This is a genomic window from Rhodopirellula sp. UH5, from assembly GCF_056839225.1.
The window spans coordinates 6,608,090-6,623,265 of the sequence record NZ_CM166390.1 but is presented as its reverse complement, the minus strand read 5'-3'; the positions used below and the strand labels follow the sequence as shown (position 1 = coordinate 6,623,265).

At 57.6% G+C, this 15,176-nt stretch carries 13 protein-coding genes; 4 read left to right on the top strand and 9 right to left on the bottom strand.

Annotation, left to right across the window (positions count from 1 at the left end; all coding sequences use genetic code 11):
* Window positions 1-246 precede the first annotated feature (246 nt).
* From UH5x_RS23615 to UH5x_RS23605, 3 genes are read right to left on the bottom strand one after another with little or no spacing between them, the layout of a single operon-like run.
* Complete coding sequence (locus UH5x_RS23615; RefSeq protein ID WP_482633896.1) at window positions 247-729, bottom strand: hypothetical protein; 483 nt, start codon at window positions 727-729, stop codon at window positions 247-249.
* Window positions 730-745: 16 nt separating this feature from the next.
* Window positions 746-1,309 (bottom strand): DUF1579 domain-containing protein, encoded by a 564-nt coding sequence (locus UH5x_RS23610; protein WP_482633895.1) that lies wholly within the window; start codon window positions 1,307-1,309, stop codon window positions 746-748.
* 41 nt (window positions 1,310-1,350) lie between these two features.
* Window positions 1,351-1,554 (bottom strand): hypothetical protein, encoded by a 204-nt coding sequence (locus UH5x_RS23605; protein WP_482633894.1) that lies wholly within the window; start codon window positions 1,552-1,554, stop codon window positions 1,351-1,353.
* Between the two features lie 200 nt (window positions 1,555-1,754).
* Between UH5x_RS23605 and UH5x_RS23600 the strand changes: the two genes are divergently transcribed.
* Complete coding sequence (locus UH5x_RS23600; protein ID WP_047813079.1) at window positions 1,755-2,672, top strand: MYG1 family protein; 918 nt, start codon at window positions 1,755-1,757, stop codon at window positions 2,670-2,672.
* Between the two features lie 74 nt (window positions 2,673-2,746).
* On the opposite strand, the gene UH5x_RS23595 is transcribed toward UH5x_RS23600, so the two are convergent.
* The 4 genes from UH5x_RS23595 to UH5x_RS23580 form a co-directional block, all read right to left on the bottom strand.
* Window positions 2,747-5,407, bottom strand: coding sequence for a M1 family aminopeptidase (locus UH5x_RS23595; RefSeq protein WP_482633893.1), 2,661 nt, complete (start codon window positions 5,405-5,407; stop codon window positions 2,747-2,749).
* Between the two features lie 685 nt (window positions 5,408-6,092).
* A complete protein-coding gene (locus tag UH5x_RS23590; protein ID WP_482633892.1) occupies window positions 6,093-7,460 on the bottom strand; it encodes a hypothetical protein in 1,368 nt (455 codons plus the stop codon).
* 74 nt (window positions 7,461-7,534) lie between these two features.
* Window positions 7,535-8,299 carry a 3-keto-disaccharide hydrolase gene (locus tag UH5x_RS23585; protein ID WP_482636063.1) on the bottom strand — a complete coding sequence of 255 codons (765 nt, stop codon included), beginning with the start codon at window positions 8,297-8,299 and terminating at the stop codon, window positions 7,535-7,537.
* Between the two features lie 51 nt (window positions 8,300-8,350).
* Complete coding sequence (locus UH5x_RS23580; protein WP_482633891.1) at window positions 8,351-9,301, bottom strand: SMP-30/gluconolactonase/LRE family protein; 951 nt, start codon at window positions 9,299-9,301, stop codon at window positions 8,351-8,353.
* Window positions 9,302-9,870: 569 nt separating this feature from the next.
* Between UH5x_RS23580 and tnpA the strand changes: the two genes are divergently transcribed.
* From tnpA to UH5x_RS23565, 3 genes are all read left to right on the top strand, one after another.
* Window positions 9,871-10,335: an IS200/IS605 family transposase gene (gene tnpA / locus UH5x_RS23575; protein ID WP_482633890.1), complete on the top strand. Its 465-nt coding sequence runs from the start codon at window positions 9,871-9,873 to the stop codon at window positions 10,333-10,335.
* A gap of 596 nt (window positions 10,336-10,931) precedes the next feature.
* Window positions 10,932-11,879, top strand: coding sequence for a metallophosphoesterase (locus UH5x_RS23570; protein ID WP_482633889.1), 948 nt, complete (start codon window positions 10,932-10,934; stop codon window positions 11,877-11,879).
* A 51-nt stretch (window positions 11,880-11,930) separates the two neighbouring features.
* Window positions 11,931-12,461, top strand: a complete 531-nt coding sequence (locus UH5x_RS23565) for an NUDIX domain-containing protein (RefSeq protein WP_047813083.1) — start codon at window positions 11,931-11,933, stop codon at window positions 12,459-12,461.
* A 120-nt stretch (window positions 12,462-12,581) separates the two neighbouring features.
* On the opposite strand, the gene UH5x_RS23560 is transcribed toward UH5x_RS23565, so the two are convergent.
* Entirely contained in the window at window positions 12,582-13,688 is a 1,107-nt protein-coding gene (locus tag UH5x_RS23560; RefSeq protein ID WP_482633888.1) for an ABC transporter permease, read from the bottom strand.
* Between the two features lie 11 nt (window positions 13,689-13,699).
* On the bottom strand, window positions 13,700-14,833 hold the full coding sequence (locus UH5x_RS23555) for an ABC transporter permease (RefSeq protein WP_482633887.1): 1,134 nt from the start codon (window positions 14,831-14,833) through the stop codon (window positions 13,700-13,702).
* Window positions 14,834-15,176: the final 343 nt, after the last annotated feature.

Sequence of the window (15,176 nt, the reverse complement as noted above, 5' to 3'; positions counted from 1 at the left end):
GAACTCCCACCCAAGCCAAACACGACCACCGGAATCGTTCTCTACCTTGCAAGACGCCGGAATCGCGATGGGGCAACGCTGTCGGTGGCGAGGGGCGGGGTGCACGGCGAGTCCAGCTCAGGATCCATGAGTTTCAATCGGACAACGGTGGTGGTTGGCAGAGACGATCAAACAGGTTGCATGCCGACAAAAATCCGGAACCCCCGTCCTCCGCGAATGACATGATTTATCGCATTCCTACGACCGTCAAAGATGTGCGAGTTCAAAGTAGGCGACCCTGGAACTTGGATCAACAATCAACAGGATTGGCTCAGCACCACCGCGGCCAAACCGCAGTGCATCAGCGGGTATTCCAGACGAATCGTACCAAGAAGGGATTCCTTCCAAACGCATTGGCTCGTCACGTTGTGTCAGTGAAAGTCCGTGAGACTTGACAATGGGCGTTAGGTCTTCAAAGTCTGAAAAACGAAATCGAAAGGAGTGAGAAAAATCGATGCCCTGCTGCGTGTAGTGCTGGATGCCCGTGAATGGTGAAGGATCGCTATCAACGACGGTTTTGAACCACCGTTCCGCCTCATCCGGTGCAGATTCGCCGGACTCCATCGCAAGCATGACCCAAAGGCCCCCGCAGGCAAGCAGACCAACGGCCGCACCGCCGAAAATCGCGGCGATGCAGTACCCGACCCACTGGCGTTCGCGGTCAATCCGGTCTCGGTTGAACAACCTCATGTCACCAAGTCGTTGATCACTCGGATTCACTTCGCGTTGCGGTGCCACTCACAAACGTGACCCACGTTCCGTCTTCGGCGAGCATTCGAGATTGGATGGAGAGTTCCTTTTCGGATTTGAACTCATAGATGTCTTCAAACTTGGTTGTCGTTCCATCCGACATGAAATTGGGCCCCTCCGCTTCCAACGTCAAGATCTTGCCCGTGGAGTCGACTTGACCTTCATAGTGCCACATCATGGAGGTGACCGAGTCGATCCAAGTGCCCACGTACTTCTGTTTGGTTTCATCGAAGCCGATCGTTTGGATGCCATGCATTGGCGTTCCCGCGTAGTCGCCTTCCATGGTGTTGGTCAGCCAAAAACCGCCGAGCATGCGGGATGTCATTTTGCCTTCGGATTGAACTGGCGGTTGGTCGGGTCCCATGCTTGATTCCGACTTGGTCGTCCAGACGCCTGAAAATTGTTGCAGCCATTGGTGCTCTTGCGTCGGTTTGGGCATCGCCGGTTGCTCTTGCGCAGCCGCGTCTCCAATGAACCACCAAGCGACTGCCAGCGTCAGCAGCGGAAGTGATTTTTGCATGTTTCGGTTCCTGGTCCGTGAAAGGTTTCGATGACTGCGTTTCATTCTGATCGAAAGCGATGGTCAGAATCGACAAAACGCAGGGAATTCTGAATGTGGCTGGCACCTTGCGGTAGTGCCGTTGGTCGGTTCCGTTCCAACCAAGCGTACAGCTCCTTCCGCTTTTTCGCGATCGGCGTGACGCGTTTGGGAAGGCGTTTCAGCCCGATCGATGGATCGCCTTCCCGGTCATCGAGATCTGGCACGGACGACTTTCGTCGGGTCCACCTCAACTGGAAGACAGCAACTTCCTCGGCCAGGAATGTCGCAACAGACTTTCGAGCGGAACCGTGGCGACCCCGATCGATTCGGACGCGCACGAATCAGGCGGCCAGCCGCATCGGTTGGGTTCCAGTGCGGTTCTGGGTGATCAGGTGCCAGGCATCCGTTTTGTGGGTATGTTTCTATGGATCTGAAAATCGTTTCCCCATCTGATTCGCCTGACTTCATGACCATTCAGCTGATAGTGACTCACGCGGGCGGAGCCCACAAAGACGATTTCCTTGCCTGCAGCCTGCTGGCGCATTTGCATGGGGTTCCGATTCAGCGACGCGATCCAACCGAGGAGGACTTGGCCAATCCAGCGGTCTGTGTCGTTGATGTCGGTGGGGTGCATGATCCGCAACAGAAGAACTTTGACCATCACCAGTTCCCCCGCGATGCCCCGCCACTTTGTGCCCTGTCGCTGGTGCTCCAGGACATCGGGCTCTACGAAGACGCCCTGTCCTTTTGTGCTTGGCTTCGTCCAGCGGAATGGCTGGACACGTTGGGGCCCAACGAAACAGCCAAGTTGATGGAGATTCCGCGTGCGGCGTTGGGATCGCTCAATTCGCCGCTCGACATGACGCTGCTGAATCGATTTGCGAGCCACACGGAACTTGATTCAGAAAGTCCTGTCTACCAAGTCATGTGCATGGTGGGGGAGGACATTGTCAACTACTTGCGGACATTGCGTGAACGGCTGGACTACTTGAAGGAGCACGTTCAGTACTGGACGATTGAAACCGATGAGGAGCCGATCCAAGCCTTGTTCTTGGAACAAAGGGACGCGATTTCAGAGGACCCTTCGTTTGGAATATACGCGTTCATCGAGAGCGAAGGAAAGGAAAATGAGATCCAGGCAACGGTCTCCCCGGATCGGCGAGGCGATGGGTACGGACTGTCGCGTTACAACGACAGTCAACGCTTGGATTTTTCGCAAATTGAATCGCACGAAGACGTTCGCTTTGCGCACAAGCGAGGCTTTGTCGCCAAGGTCTCCACGAAGGACCCGGCGCAGCTCAAGGAACTGTTGAAACTCGCCGTGGTCAGAGTGGTCAGCTGAAAATGTGATGCCCCCTCACCCTCGCCCTCTCCCCCATGAAGCATGTGGGAGAGGGGACCTGCGCTTTCTCGGCTTCATTCCTTGTTCGCGTCGTCCTTGTTCGAGGGTGCGTCGTTGAGGGCCTCCGAATCAGCCGCTTCCTGTTTTCGGAACGCTTCGAACTCGTCTCGCATCTTTTCGGTCTCCTTGCGGAGTTCGGCGAGTGACTTTCGCAATTCGACGACCTCGGCCGGGGCGGCGGGCGCTGTCTCATTCAGGCTCTTGATCGCTCGATCGGCAGACTGTTTGATGCGGTAATTGGACGAACCAGCGTAGGAATCCAAGATCGCACTGGCACGTCGATCCCCTAGGGATCCCAACGCTCCGATCATGGCGGCTTGAACCGTGGTCTTGGGATGATCCAGTTGCGACACGAGGTAGTCAAAGCACTCCGCTTCCATTTCAGTGCCCTTGCTGAGTTTCGCCAGGGTGCTGACGGCGCGAGACATCCCGCGTGAATTCATGTCGCCACCACGTGCCTGCATCATTTCCAGCAGCGGTGCCGCGTAATACGGATCGTTCTGGCGGCCCATTGCGCTGATGGCGGCCAACGCCAATTCGTCTTGGAACGACTCGACGTTCAGTAGCTCGACCAACTTCGCTTGGGTCGTTTCGCCATGGAACTTTGCGAGGGCTGCGACCGCAGAGGCTTGGATCGCCGGGTTGGTTTCTGTTTCCAAAACCAACATCGCGGTTTCCAGCGTGCCGGGTTCAAAGGGCCGCAGCATGGCACCGACCACTTCCGAGCGAACGCGAGCATCGCTTTGATCTTTCCAGCTTGCTCGGAGAACCTCGTAGGCTTCGTCCGATTCATGGTCGGCCAACGCTTTCGCAGCCGCGATACGAACTCCAAAGAACGCGTCTTCGTTCAGCCGCTTCGACAGCAGTTCGACCGAGGCCTTGGTCTTCCGCTTGGCCAGGGAAGCGACAGCCAGCAAACGTCCCATCATGTCGTCTTCGCGTTCGACCTGCGCGGCGATCAATTCATTGGATTTGTCGAACTCCACCTCCGCGAGCACGGTGTACTCCGGATCAAAGCGAACGATCGATGGCTGGGCAGGCAAGGCGACGTAGAAGTCTTCCTCCTCTTCCTGAACCAGAATTTCATGGTCGATGACTTGGTCGCCAACCACGAACCGCAGCTTGGTCGGGAATTGGTACAGCAACACATCGTCGCTGATCGGCTGGGTTTGACGAATCGTGACTTTCGCCAGTTTCTGCTGGGGCATCCAGCGATAGGTGATTTTCAGGTCGGGGTGTCGAGGGTGATAGATCCACTGGTCGAAAAATCGATCCATCGGGCGACCGGATTGTTCCTCGATGACTTGCCGAAGATCATCCGACACGACGCTGGTCAGCCCATGCTTTTCCAAGTAGGTGCGGATGCACTGACGATACAGGTCTTCGCCGAGCTGGCTCCGCAACATGTGCAGCACCCAAGCACCCTTGGGGTAGGCCCGGTAATCAAACTGCTGCATCGGGTCGGTGTATTCCTTGTAGACAATCGGCTTGGTGTCCTTGTCGTTCGTCAAGATCCGACCGGTCGCATCGTTGTGCAAGCGATACAACATCGCGTCACGACCGAACTTGTGGCCTTCGTAGAGGTGCGTGTAGTAGGTTGCGAAGCCTTCGTTCAACCACAGATGGCTCCAGTCCTTGCACGTCACGTAATCGCCAAACCACTGGTGGGCCATTTCATGTGCGTCGAGGGAACGTGTCGACCGGATGTTTTCCGTCGCCTTGGAAAAGATGGTGCCGTCGGTCAGCGTCGTCATCGTCGTGTTTTCCATGCCTCCCGCGGTGAAGTCCGCGATGGTCACTTGATCGTATTTGACCCAAGGGAAAGCCATGCCGATCTCTTCTTCAAAGAACGCCATGATGTCCGGGGTGTCCACGAAACTGTTCGGGGCGTGTTCCGCCAAAGTGGGTTGGGTGTAGAAACCCAAGGGGACATTGCGATGTTGTTTTTCAAACTTGGTCAGATGCCCGGCGACCAAGCACATGAGGTAGTTGACATGCGGTTTCTCTTGCAGCCATCGAACCGCCTTCAACCCCGACGCATCGATTCGTTCGCCCATCCGTTTGCCGTTGCTGAGCACGGTCATGTCGGCTGGAACGTGGCAGATGATTTCCGTTGACGATCGCTCGTTGGGGTAATCAAAACACGGGAACCAATGCCGGGCTTCGTGGGCTTCCCCCTGGGTCCAAATGTGAGCGTCCGACTCCGGATAGCCCATGTCTGCGGTCCGAAAATAAAGCCCCGCATTGGGCTGGGCGGAGTAATCGATCTCAACGCGAAACTGTTTGCCAACCGGCAATGGCGTTTCAAAAGCGATCTGCAGGCTATCGCGGGTGGAAACAAAGTCAGCCACCTTGCCGCCGTCACATCGAACTTCTTTGACCTGCAGGTCGATCGCATCCAACCGCAACACGGAGACAGGTTTGGCGATCGGTTTCGCTGTGATCGAGCTGGTCCCCGAGACCGTTTTGGCTTCCCAATCCGGCGTCACATCCAGTTTGATATGCAGCACGTCGACTTGTCGGACCGGTGCGTATTGGTACCGCCCCGTCAGCGTGAGCCCCAGCGGCAAACGAGCTTGTGCGTGAGCCTCGGCACAGTATCGGCAGATCACTTCTTCGGCATGGATCTGGCCAGCCCCGATCAGCAGCCCCAGAATTGTCAGCAGCGTTTTCATATCGTGATTTCAGTGAGAACAAGAGAAAGAATGGCAGGTTGTGTTTCTAGAGTAACCAACGGCGAGCAGGGCTTCATCACTCACTCGCATCAATCGGATGAGGCGAATCATCGCGATCGAGTGAGCACCAGGCACCGGATTCCCCCACGGTGGTGTCGCAAGAGGATTGATGACGTGATGCAGCCGAAGCTCGGGAAAACTCTTTCCAACCGGCGGAGATAAACGACGGTCCGATTCGGATGCTCCTCGTACCGGTATAGAAAAGATCCGCCAGTGCGGATGCAAGGCCAGGGGGTCTGTCAGGACTTGTTTTTAGGGTAGTGGACGAGGCCACGAGTCCTGAACTGGCGTCGGATCCAAGGACTCGTGGCCTCGTCCACTACGATCAACCCTAACTTTCAGCTGTGACAGACCACGAGGGGGACTTGACAGGGTGGTTGAAGCAGATGCCCTTCCAAAGCAGATAGTGCGGCTTTCAAACACCTTGCTTGTCACTTCTTGCGAATCCTGCCCGCCCAGGAGGTCGTGCAGTTTTATTTCACTTTCCTTTGGGAGGGTGAAATGCTGTCCATGCAACGCATAAGCCCCCCGCCTAAAAGCGGGCTCAAAGAACGGCGCGACCTCAACAGAGGAATGGATTCGTTGCCTCATCCACTACGAAATGCTGGCAACAGGCACACGTGACCTACTCCGACGCCAACCAAGTTTCAATTGCCTGAAGAGCGGCTTCGGGTGTTCGGTGGGTCAGTGGGAAGCCACCGTAGAAGACTTGCAGGTTGGCACCCGCTGCGAACAGTTCTTCCAGCTCTTGGCGGCATTGATCGGCATCATCAAAGTAGATGCGATCACCAAGACGAAAGTAGGACTCGACCACGCCGAATCGGACGGGTTTCGTTTGGCTGGCTTGGCGGATTTGTTGGATGAGTTTTTGCAGGTTGAATTTGGCTCCGCCTCGGTTGTCCATCGTGAACCCTGGGGTTGAGTAGGGATTCACGGCGGTCCAGATTGGCGGACGCGTTGTGCTGGCGGGTTTGACGGTCGCCAACGCGACGATGTGCGTGTAGACACGATTGGAAGGCAGGCCTCGCTCATGGCATGTCCGAGCCAATGTTTCCATGTAATCGTGAATCGCCAGGTAACACAGTTGACGAAATTTCTCGTCCCTCGAAATCCCTTCCTTCTTTGCCGCTTTTACTAAGCGTTCTTCGTCCCAGCCGCGCCAGTGCAAGGACGCGTTCCCAAGCTGCTTGCCGAGGAACGAGCGGTCCATTTCGATCCCCTTGGCCGAGCGAGGAGCCTCCGCTCGCACGACGCCGTTTTCGCGATTGATCAGATGCCGCAAGAGTGGATCGCCGAAGTCAGGGAGATGGGCTTCCCAAGCGACATTGATGCCGGCGAAAAGATGCTCTTGGTTCTCGCTTCGCCATCGTTTCAACCGAGCGACCAACGGCGTGAGCACGCCTTCGTCCAGTTGCGATGAAGCGAAGTCTGCAAACGCTGGTGAACCGAAAGCGGGAATCGCGGGAGCGGGCGAGCACCACGGCCCCCAGTTGAACCAAGGACGCGGGATGCGATCGGGTAGCTCGTCGCCCACCGGAAAACGATCCCACTCACGCATCTCAGGATGTTGCCAAAAGAGAACGGCGGGCTGGTCCTCAGCGGACAACGTGTCGTCTGCTCCCCATCCATAACAGGAATCGAGATGCAAGAAGACGGGGATGCCGGTGCGTTCCGCAAGATCCAGTGCCTGCTCAACGTCTTTTCGAATCACATCGGAGGAGCGTGAAAGGATGCGAAGTTGCTGGACACCATAAGCCACCATCCGTTTCGAGGAGGCTGGCATCGGGTCGAATCGACGTGCCATCGAGCGAACATTGGCCTCGACATCTCGACCGGGGCCTTGGTCCGGCCCACCGCCTTCCAGAACGATGTACTGGATGTCAGCGGCCGACGATTCCGCCGCGTTCGATATCGCAAACGCTAGCAGCAACACCCCAAGCGTTCGCGCCGCCAACCAGCTGACGTTCCCAATCCAATTCGTTTTCGCATGCATGCCCCAATGCTAGTCAGAGGCGATCACCCGTGGTAGTCAGCCACAGGCAGTCCCCCTGGCGTCGAACACGATCGTCACTTCGTCTTCTTGTCTGTTTTTTCGACCAGCCAGATGTTTCGGAATTTCACTTTGGAACCATGTTCCTGCAGCACGATCGGCGAGGTTGGTTCCTCGGGGAAAGCGGCGTACTTGTTGCGACGCAGTGAGAGTTTGAAGTCATCGTGAATCAACTTTCCATTGAGCCGCACGGTGACACGCGCGGCACCGTTTTCCGTCATGAAGCCGTTCTTGCCGATCTCGGCGGCTTGGTATTCCAGGTCCACCGTTTGCCACTCGCCGGGGCCGAGTGCAGCGTTCACGTCAGGGGCCCGGATTTGATAGATCGCGCCGCAGTCACCCAGACCGGGGCGTTCTTTGTCGGCGCTGTGGAGGACTTGCAGCTCGTACAACGGTCCGAAGAAGATTCCGCTGTTCCCGCTGCCTTCCTCGGGCAATTGAAACTCCAGGTGCAATCGATAATCGCCGAACGTTTGCTTCGTGCAAAGAAACTGCTTGCGTCGCTTGCCGTCCAATTCAAACGCGATTTCCATCGCATCGCCGTCCACCATTTTCCATTGCACTTCCTGTTGGTTGTCGTTGGGATTGACCCATTGCCACGAGAACGGTTTCCAGGCATCGAACCCCGAACCGTCGAACAGCACGACGGCGTCCGCAGGTGGTTCTTGTCCCAGCGTTGATGTGGAGGCGTTGTCCGAGGAAACCGCCGATCCAGTTGCGGTCACGAGGATGCCGGTCAACAGAAACAGACGAACAAACATGCTTCTTGAAATCATCTTCATGTCCTTGAGAGGTGTGATCTCTTCGGTCAACGTTTCATTGGCAAACCTCACTTATTTGAGGATGGGCCCCACGATTTCTTTCCCGTTGGTGGTGCCGATTTGAAAGTGATGGACGCCGACCTTTTGGCCGTCGCGGTAGGTCCACACGACTTGTTTGTCTCGTGTCACTTCCATGAGTTTGGGTGCGTCCACGTCGGCTCGGCCGCCCGCGTAGCTGGTGATGACGACGTTCCCATTGGGCAACACTTGGGCTCCGCAGGGGTCCTGCAGCCATGCACCGGGAAGGTCTTCGTTGGTCAACGTCCAGATGACTTTGCCACTGGCGTCGAAGTCAACGACTCGGTTCCCGTTCGTGCAGCAAACCAGGGTTTGGCCGTCACCGTGACGGATCGCGGTGAAAGGCCACGAGTGAATTTTGTGCTCGGAATCGCCAGACACGGTCGTGTCCAGTTTACCGAGAAGCTTGCCCTTGTCGTCGTAGTGAAAGACGGCGAAATCCAAGAGATGAGGCACCAGGTAGGTTCCATCGGAAAGCTTGCGAGCCATCCGAGTCTGCATGTGATGGTTCTTCTTCTGGCAGGCCAGCGGGAACTCCAAAATCACTTCGCCGGTGGAGCTGAGTTCCAGCAACCGGGGCTGGTCGCCTGCTTCCGTGATCACAAACGTGCCATCCTCGGTTGGATGAGCGCTGTTGACCTCGCTCTGGGTGCCTTTCCAGATCAGGGTTTCTTTCCCGTCAGGAGCGATGCGGACGACTGCCCCACCTCGGTGACGTTTGGATTTGTTCAACGTCAAAATGATCGCGCCATCGTCGAGCACATAACCATCGCGAGAAGCGGATGGGTACGTCCAATTTGCCTTGCCGTCGGCGCCCATCAGGTAGGTCTTTTGACCGCAAGCAAGGAAGCTGTGGGTGATGTCCTGAGCCTTGGCAGCGTTGCCAGCGACGGAGCAACCGAGCACGCAGCACAGGAGTGCGATCAATCGATGGGGATGGTTCATGTGGGTTCAATCGAGGGAGAGGGTTTGGCGGGAGGACGCTTCCGAGAACAGCGGCAGGCGAAGGAACAGGTCGCGATCGTGGCCTTCAGGCCAGTCAAACGCCAAGCATCGAAAGCCCACCAGTCTATCCCAGACAAACGCCCCAAGTGGCGATCCTCACAATTTCTCGCGGAGGAGCGTTTCATCGTGTTGTCCCGTTGGGACCGGGCGTGCAAACACCAGCCACGAAGTGGTGACCGGTTGTCCGAGCGAGCGGGCACCAGCCACGAAGTGGTGACAGGATGTAGCCATTGGCGCGAGCCAATGGATATTGCGACAAACGAAATGGCGAAGTCCCGAAGGGACGGCAGGTCGTGCGATCCTGTCACCCCGTTGGGGCTTGGCGTGTTGGGTGGGGGCCTTGGGCCCACGAGCTGACGCTCGTGGCTACAGCATGTCGTCCCGTTGGGACTGAGGAAGGACGCGACGTGGCGACGTGTTGCACGAGCGCGCACCAGCCACGACGTGGCGATAGGATGGAGGCATCGGCCTCAGCCCGTGGATCCCCCTGTCAGACAAGAAGGTTGGTCATGTCGACGTTCACGAATCTGTTGTTCCATCTGATCTACAGCACGAAGTATCGCAAGCCTGCGATTCGGTCCGAATGGCAGGATGAACTGCATGGGTACATGGGCGGGATTGTCCGGGACCAGAAAGGGACGTTGCTAAGGATTGGCGGAGTCGATGATCACATTCACATGCTCGCGAAATTGAGCCCCACCATCGCCATCTCGGACGTGTTGCGCACGATCAAATCGAATTCGTCGAAATGGATCAACGAGCGATCGGACGTCCACCGAAAATTTGAATGGCAATCCGGGTACGCCGCGTTTTCCGTCAGTGAATCTCAAGCCCCAGCCGTCGCCGACTACATCGCGAATCAGGCGGAACATCATCGCAAGAAAACGTTCGAAGACGAGCTCCTCTCGATCTTGAAGCGGCACCGCATCGAATACGACCCACGGTATGTTTTCGAACGCGAAATCATCGCGTGATCTGTTCGCCGGCCCAGCCACGACGTGGCGACAGGTTGTCGCCATTGGCGCGAGCCAATGGATATTGGGCGAAACGAGATGGCGAAGTCCCGAAGGGATGGCAGGTCATGCGATCCTGTCACCCCGTTGGGGCTTGGCGCGGTGGGTGGGGGTCCTTGGGTCCACGAGCTGACGCTCGTGGCTACAGCATGTCGTCCCGTTGGGACTGGGCGTGATGGCGACAACCTGTCGTCTCGTTGGGACTGGGCGTGCGAGCACCAGCCACGAAGTGGCGACAGGATGTTGCCATTGGCGCGAGCCAATGGATATTGGGCGAAACGAGATGGCAGAAGTCCCGAAGGGACGGCAGGTCGTACGATCCTGTCGTCCCGTTGGGACTTGGCGCGGTGGGTGGGGGTCCTTGGGTCCACGAGCTGACGCTCGTGGCTACAGCATGTCGTCCCGTTGGGACTGGGCGTGCGCGACGTGGCGACGTGTTGCCCGAGCGGGCACCAGCCACGACGTGGCCGCGGATTGTGGCATTGGCGTGGTTGCGGTGGGTGTGGCACACTGGGCATTGTGCACACCACCCTCGGATGATCGGAGAACCACGCGTCATGATGAATCCCGTCGACCTCATTGGTGACATTCACGGGCATGCCACGGAGTTGAAGCGACTGTTGATTTCGATGGGATACGAACGGGCTGGGCTTGGGTTTCGACATCCGGATCGAAAGGTTGTTTTTCTGGGGGACTTCGTCGATCGAGGACCGGAGATCGCTGAGGTAATCACGATCGCCCGGGCAATGGTCGACGCGGGCGATGCGTTCGCCGTGATGGGCAATCATGAGTACAACGCGATCGCGTTTCATACGTCCTTGCCCAACAAACCCAACCAGTGGTTTCGCGAACACTCCGACAAAAACCGGAAGCAACATCAGGCGACGTTGGACCAGTTATCGCCCGGCGAATTGAAGGATGCGATCGCTTGGTTTCAAACGCTTCCCGTGACATTGGAACGGGATGGGTTCCGAGTGGTCCATGCGGCTTGGCGGGACCAGCCAATCTCGGTGATCGACCGGGCTCTGCAATCGCGGGGGCGTTTCACCCCAGAGTTCCTGGCCGAATCAGAGCGGCCTGGCAGCGAACTGCATGCGGCGATCGAGGAGGTGATGAAGGGACCGGAACTGAAACTGCCGGCCGGGCACAAGATCGTGGACAAGGCTGGTCACTCGCGGGACACGGTGCGGGTGAAGTGGTACGAACCGCCGGACGGGAGGACTTACCGGGACTATCACTTTGGGTCCGATGACGTGCCGGATCTGGCGATTGACCCGGTGCTGCTAACAGGCATGACGGGCTACCCAACGGAAGCCCCACCCGTTTTTGTGGGACACTACTGGCTGACGGGCACGCCATTGCCACTGGCCGCGAATGTGGCCTGCACGGATTACAGTGTCGCCAAAGGAGGCAAACTGGTCGCGTATCAGTGGGATGGCGAACCAACACTGTCAGCGGATAAGTTTCAGTGGACTGAAAATGGTTGTGATGCCCCCTCACCTTAACTCTCTCCCACTCTCCACTCGGGAGAGGAAACCAAAGGCTTGCAGACGCTGATGCTGGACTGGATCAAGGTGGCCGGGAAGCTGGCATATGACCGACCGACTCGCGAACGATTGCTGGGCTATCGGCCGGTTGTGATTTGCTTGATCCAATCGCTCGAGCGGGAGGCGTTCTTGTTCGTCCAGCCGGCCGCCAGTCGCGAGGCTTGGATGCCACCGCAAGAAGGGATTGAACCCAACGGTTCGGTGGAACGAGCCACGTCGCAGTGCTTGGACGTTGAACTGGGGATCAGCCGGAAACAAATGCATTTTCGTCGCTCCGTTTGGCTGGGACGAAAGGCGATCCCGGAACGACAAGGCAGCCGCGATGTGGAGTTTTCGATTCGGCCGATGCAGGGCAAGGCTTACTACGGATCGCTCTGCAAGGTCGCCGAAGACACGCCGATCACCTGCAACCCGGCGGAGGTGTCGGCGTTTGAATGGATGACGTTGGACCAAGTTCGCAATCGGTTGTCATCCAATTCGGATCGCAAAGCGGAACTGTTGCGTGTGCTCTTTGACAAGCTCGCTCGAATAGAGCTGTGAAGAGGTGGACCGTCCGGAAATCCGCTGACACACAGCATCGATCAACGGCACGACCTCAACAACCGAAGGAGAGTGAGGGCGATTGAAAACGGTGATTGGACCATGGCAAGTTGACAAAGCTTAATTCATCCGCCGACGAAACAGCCATCCGGCGGAGGTCAGCGTGACGGCCGCGATCAGGGCCATCGGCCAGAACTGATCGATCAACAAATGGAATGGAGTGCCTTCGAGGAACGTGCCCCGCACCACCACCATGAAGTAACGCAGCGGGTCGAGGTAGGTCAACGTTTGCACCAACGGTGGCATGTTCGCAATCGGGGTTGAGAATCCCGAGAGGATGATCGCAGGAACAAGAAACAAGAACGCGCCCAGCAAGGCTTGTTGTTGGGTCACAGCCAGCGAGGAGATCATCAGGCCGATGCCGATCACGGCCAGCACAAACAGCACGACACCGCAGTAGAGCGTCAACAGGCTGCCGTGAAAGGGAACTTCGAACCACAGGATGGTTGCCACGATGATCACGGTGGCTTCGGCGATGCCGATGATGAATCCCGGTGTCGCTTTGCCAACCAGAATTTCCCAGGGGCGATAGGGCGTGACCAACAACTGGTCGAACGTGCCTTGTTCTCGCTCCCGTGCCACCGACAGAGCGGTGACCAGCAACGTGACAACCAGCGTCAACAACCCCACGATGCCCGGCACAATGAACCAACGACTTTGTAGATTCGGGTTGTACCACGAGCGCACTTCCAGTTTGGCGGGTGCGCCGCTGAATCCGTGCTCAGTCGCCCAAGCCGCGTTGAACCGCTGGACGATCTGCCGAGCGTACCCCAGCGTGATCAGGGCCGTGTTGGAATCACGCCCGTCGAGAATGACTTGGATGGTACCCTGGCCATCTCGGTGAATGTCGCGACTGAAGGTGCGTCCGATGTGCAACACCACCAACGCTTGGCGGCTATCGACCAACGGAGCGATCTGGCGATCTTCCGTGATCGTGGCCACTCGCCGAAAGTTGCCGGAACCTTCAAATCGGGCCACCAATTCGCGTGAGGCCTCCCCGGAACTCTCGTTGTAAACCGCCAGTGGCACGTCGGTCACATCGAACGTTGCCGCATACCCGAACACCAACAACTGAATGATCGGCGGGGCGATGATCACGAACCGACTGCGGGGATCCTTCAGCAGAGCCAGGAACTCCTTTTGAATCAATGCGATCAGGTGGAACATGGGCAAGCCTGCTAGTGGAGTCGCTTGGGAGAGAGCTTGACCGTCAGACCGAGAAAGACGATTGCCATGATTGCCAGTGCGGCCGAATTGGGCAGAATGACGCTCCAAACGTCGCCAGCCAGAAAGGTCGTCTTCAAAAGAGTGACGTAGTAGCGGGCTGGGATCAGGTGCGTCAGCCACTGGATCGGCCAAGGCATGCTGCCAATGTCAAAGATGAACCCCGACAAAATGAAGGCGGGCAAAAACGTGGTCAGGATCGCGACTTGCCCCGCCACAAACTGGACTCGCGTCACCGTCGAAATGAACAGTCCCATACCGAGAGCGGTCAACAAGAACAGCGTGGAAGTCATCAGCAAAACCCACAGGGAACCACGCAGCGGCACGTCGAACAGCCACACTCCCATCGCGACCGAGAGCGTCAGCCCGCCCATCCCGAGCACGAAGTACGGCAGAATCTTTCCGAGCAGCACTTCCAGCATGGAGACCGGCGTCACCATCATGGCTTCCATCGTGCCGCGTTCCCATTCTCTGGCCATCAACATCGCGGTCAGCAACGAACCGATCAGCGTCATCACCAGAGCGATGACACCGGGGACGAGGTAGTTTCGGCTGCGGACATTGGCGTTGAACCAAATCCGTTGCTGCAACACGACCGGTTCCACCAACGTTGCCCCTTGCGCCGTCACGCGGTGTTCCAGCCATTTGCCGTGCACGGCGGTGACATACCCCTCAACGATTCGAGCGGTGTTCGCATCGACACCGTTGACCGCCAGTTGCATGGTGGCCCCGCCAGGCCGTCGCAACTTCGAAGAAAAGTCTTCACGCAGATGCAAGATCGCGTCGACACGGCGTTCCATCATCGCTTGCCGCGCCGCGGGCATCCCGTGGAGATACACCGGGCTGAAGTACAGAGAGTGCTCCAACTCGGCGCAGAAGCTGGTCGTGTCCGGCGTCGTTCGCTCAATCACCAACGCGATCGGCACATGTTCTGCATCCAGCGAAACGCCGTAGCCAAACATCAGCAACAAGATCACCGGCAGCACAAACGCGATCGCCAGGGAACTGGGATCTCGCCAGACCTGCAAAAACTCTTTCCGAACGAGCCCCCGCAGTCGCATCCACGATCCGCCACGTCGAGTTGCCATGGTCAAGCCTCGCTGTGGGGAATGTGGGATGACGTGGCGAACAACACGTCTTCACCCTCCTGGCAGGAGGGTCCAGCAGTTTTGAAGTGCTGTGCCAGGAACGTCTTGAGAACCCCGCCCGCGGCGCGGGAGGGGTCGGAAAGCGAGCGTTCAGCGAGATTTCCGGGGGAGGGCAATCCACACCGCTTCCCATGCTCGGCCCCCTCCCTCGCGTACGCCTGAACGGCGTCGCTCGACCTCCCCCAAAACTTCGTTTCGGGAGAGGTTCTCAAATGCTGAAACCCGCTAAAACGCGGCCTCGATGAACGGCACGACCTGCATGCGGCAGCGTCTGACCGTGTCG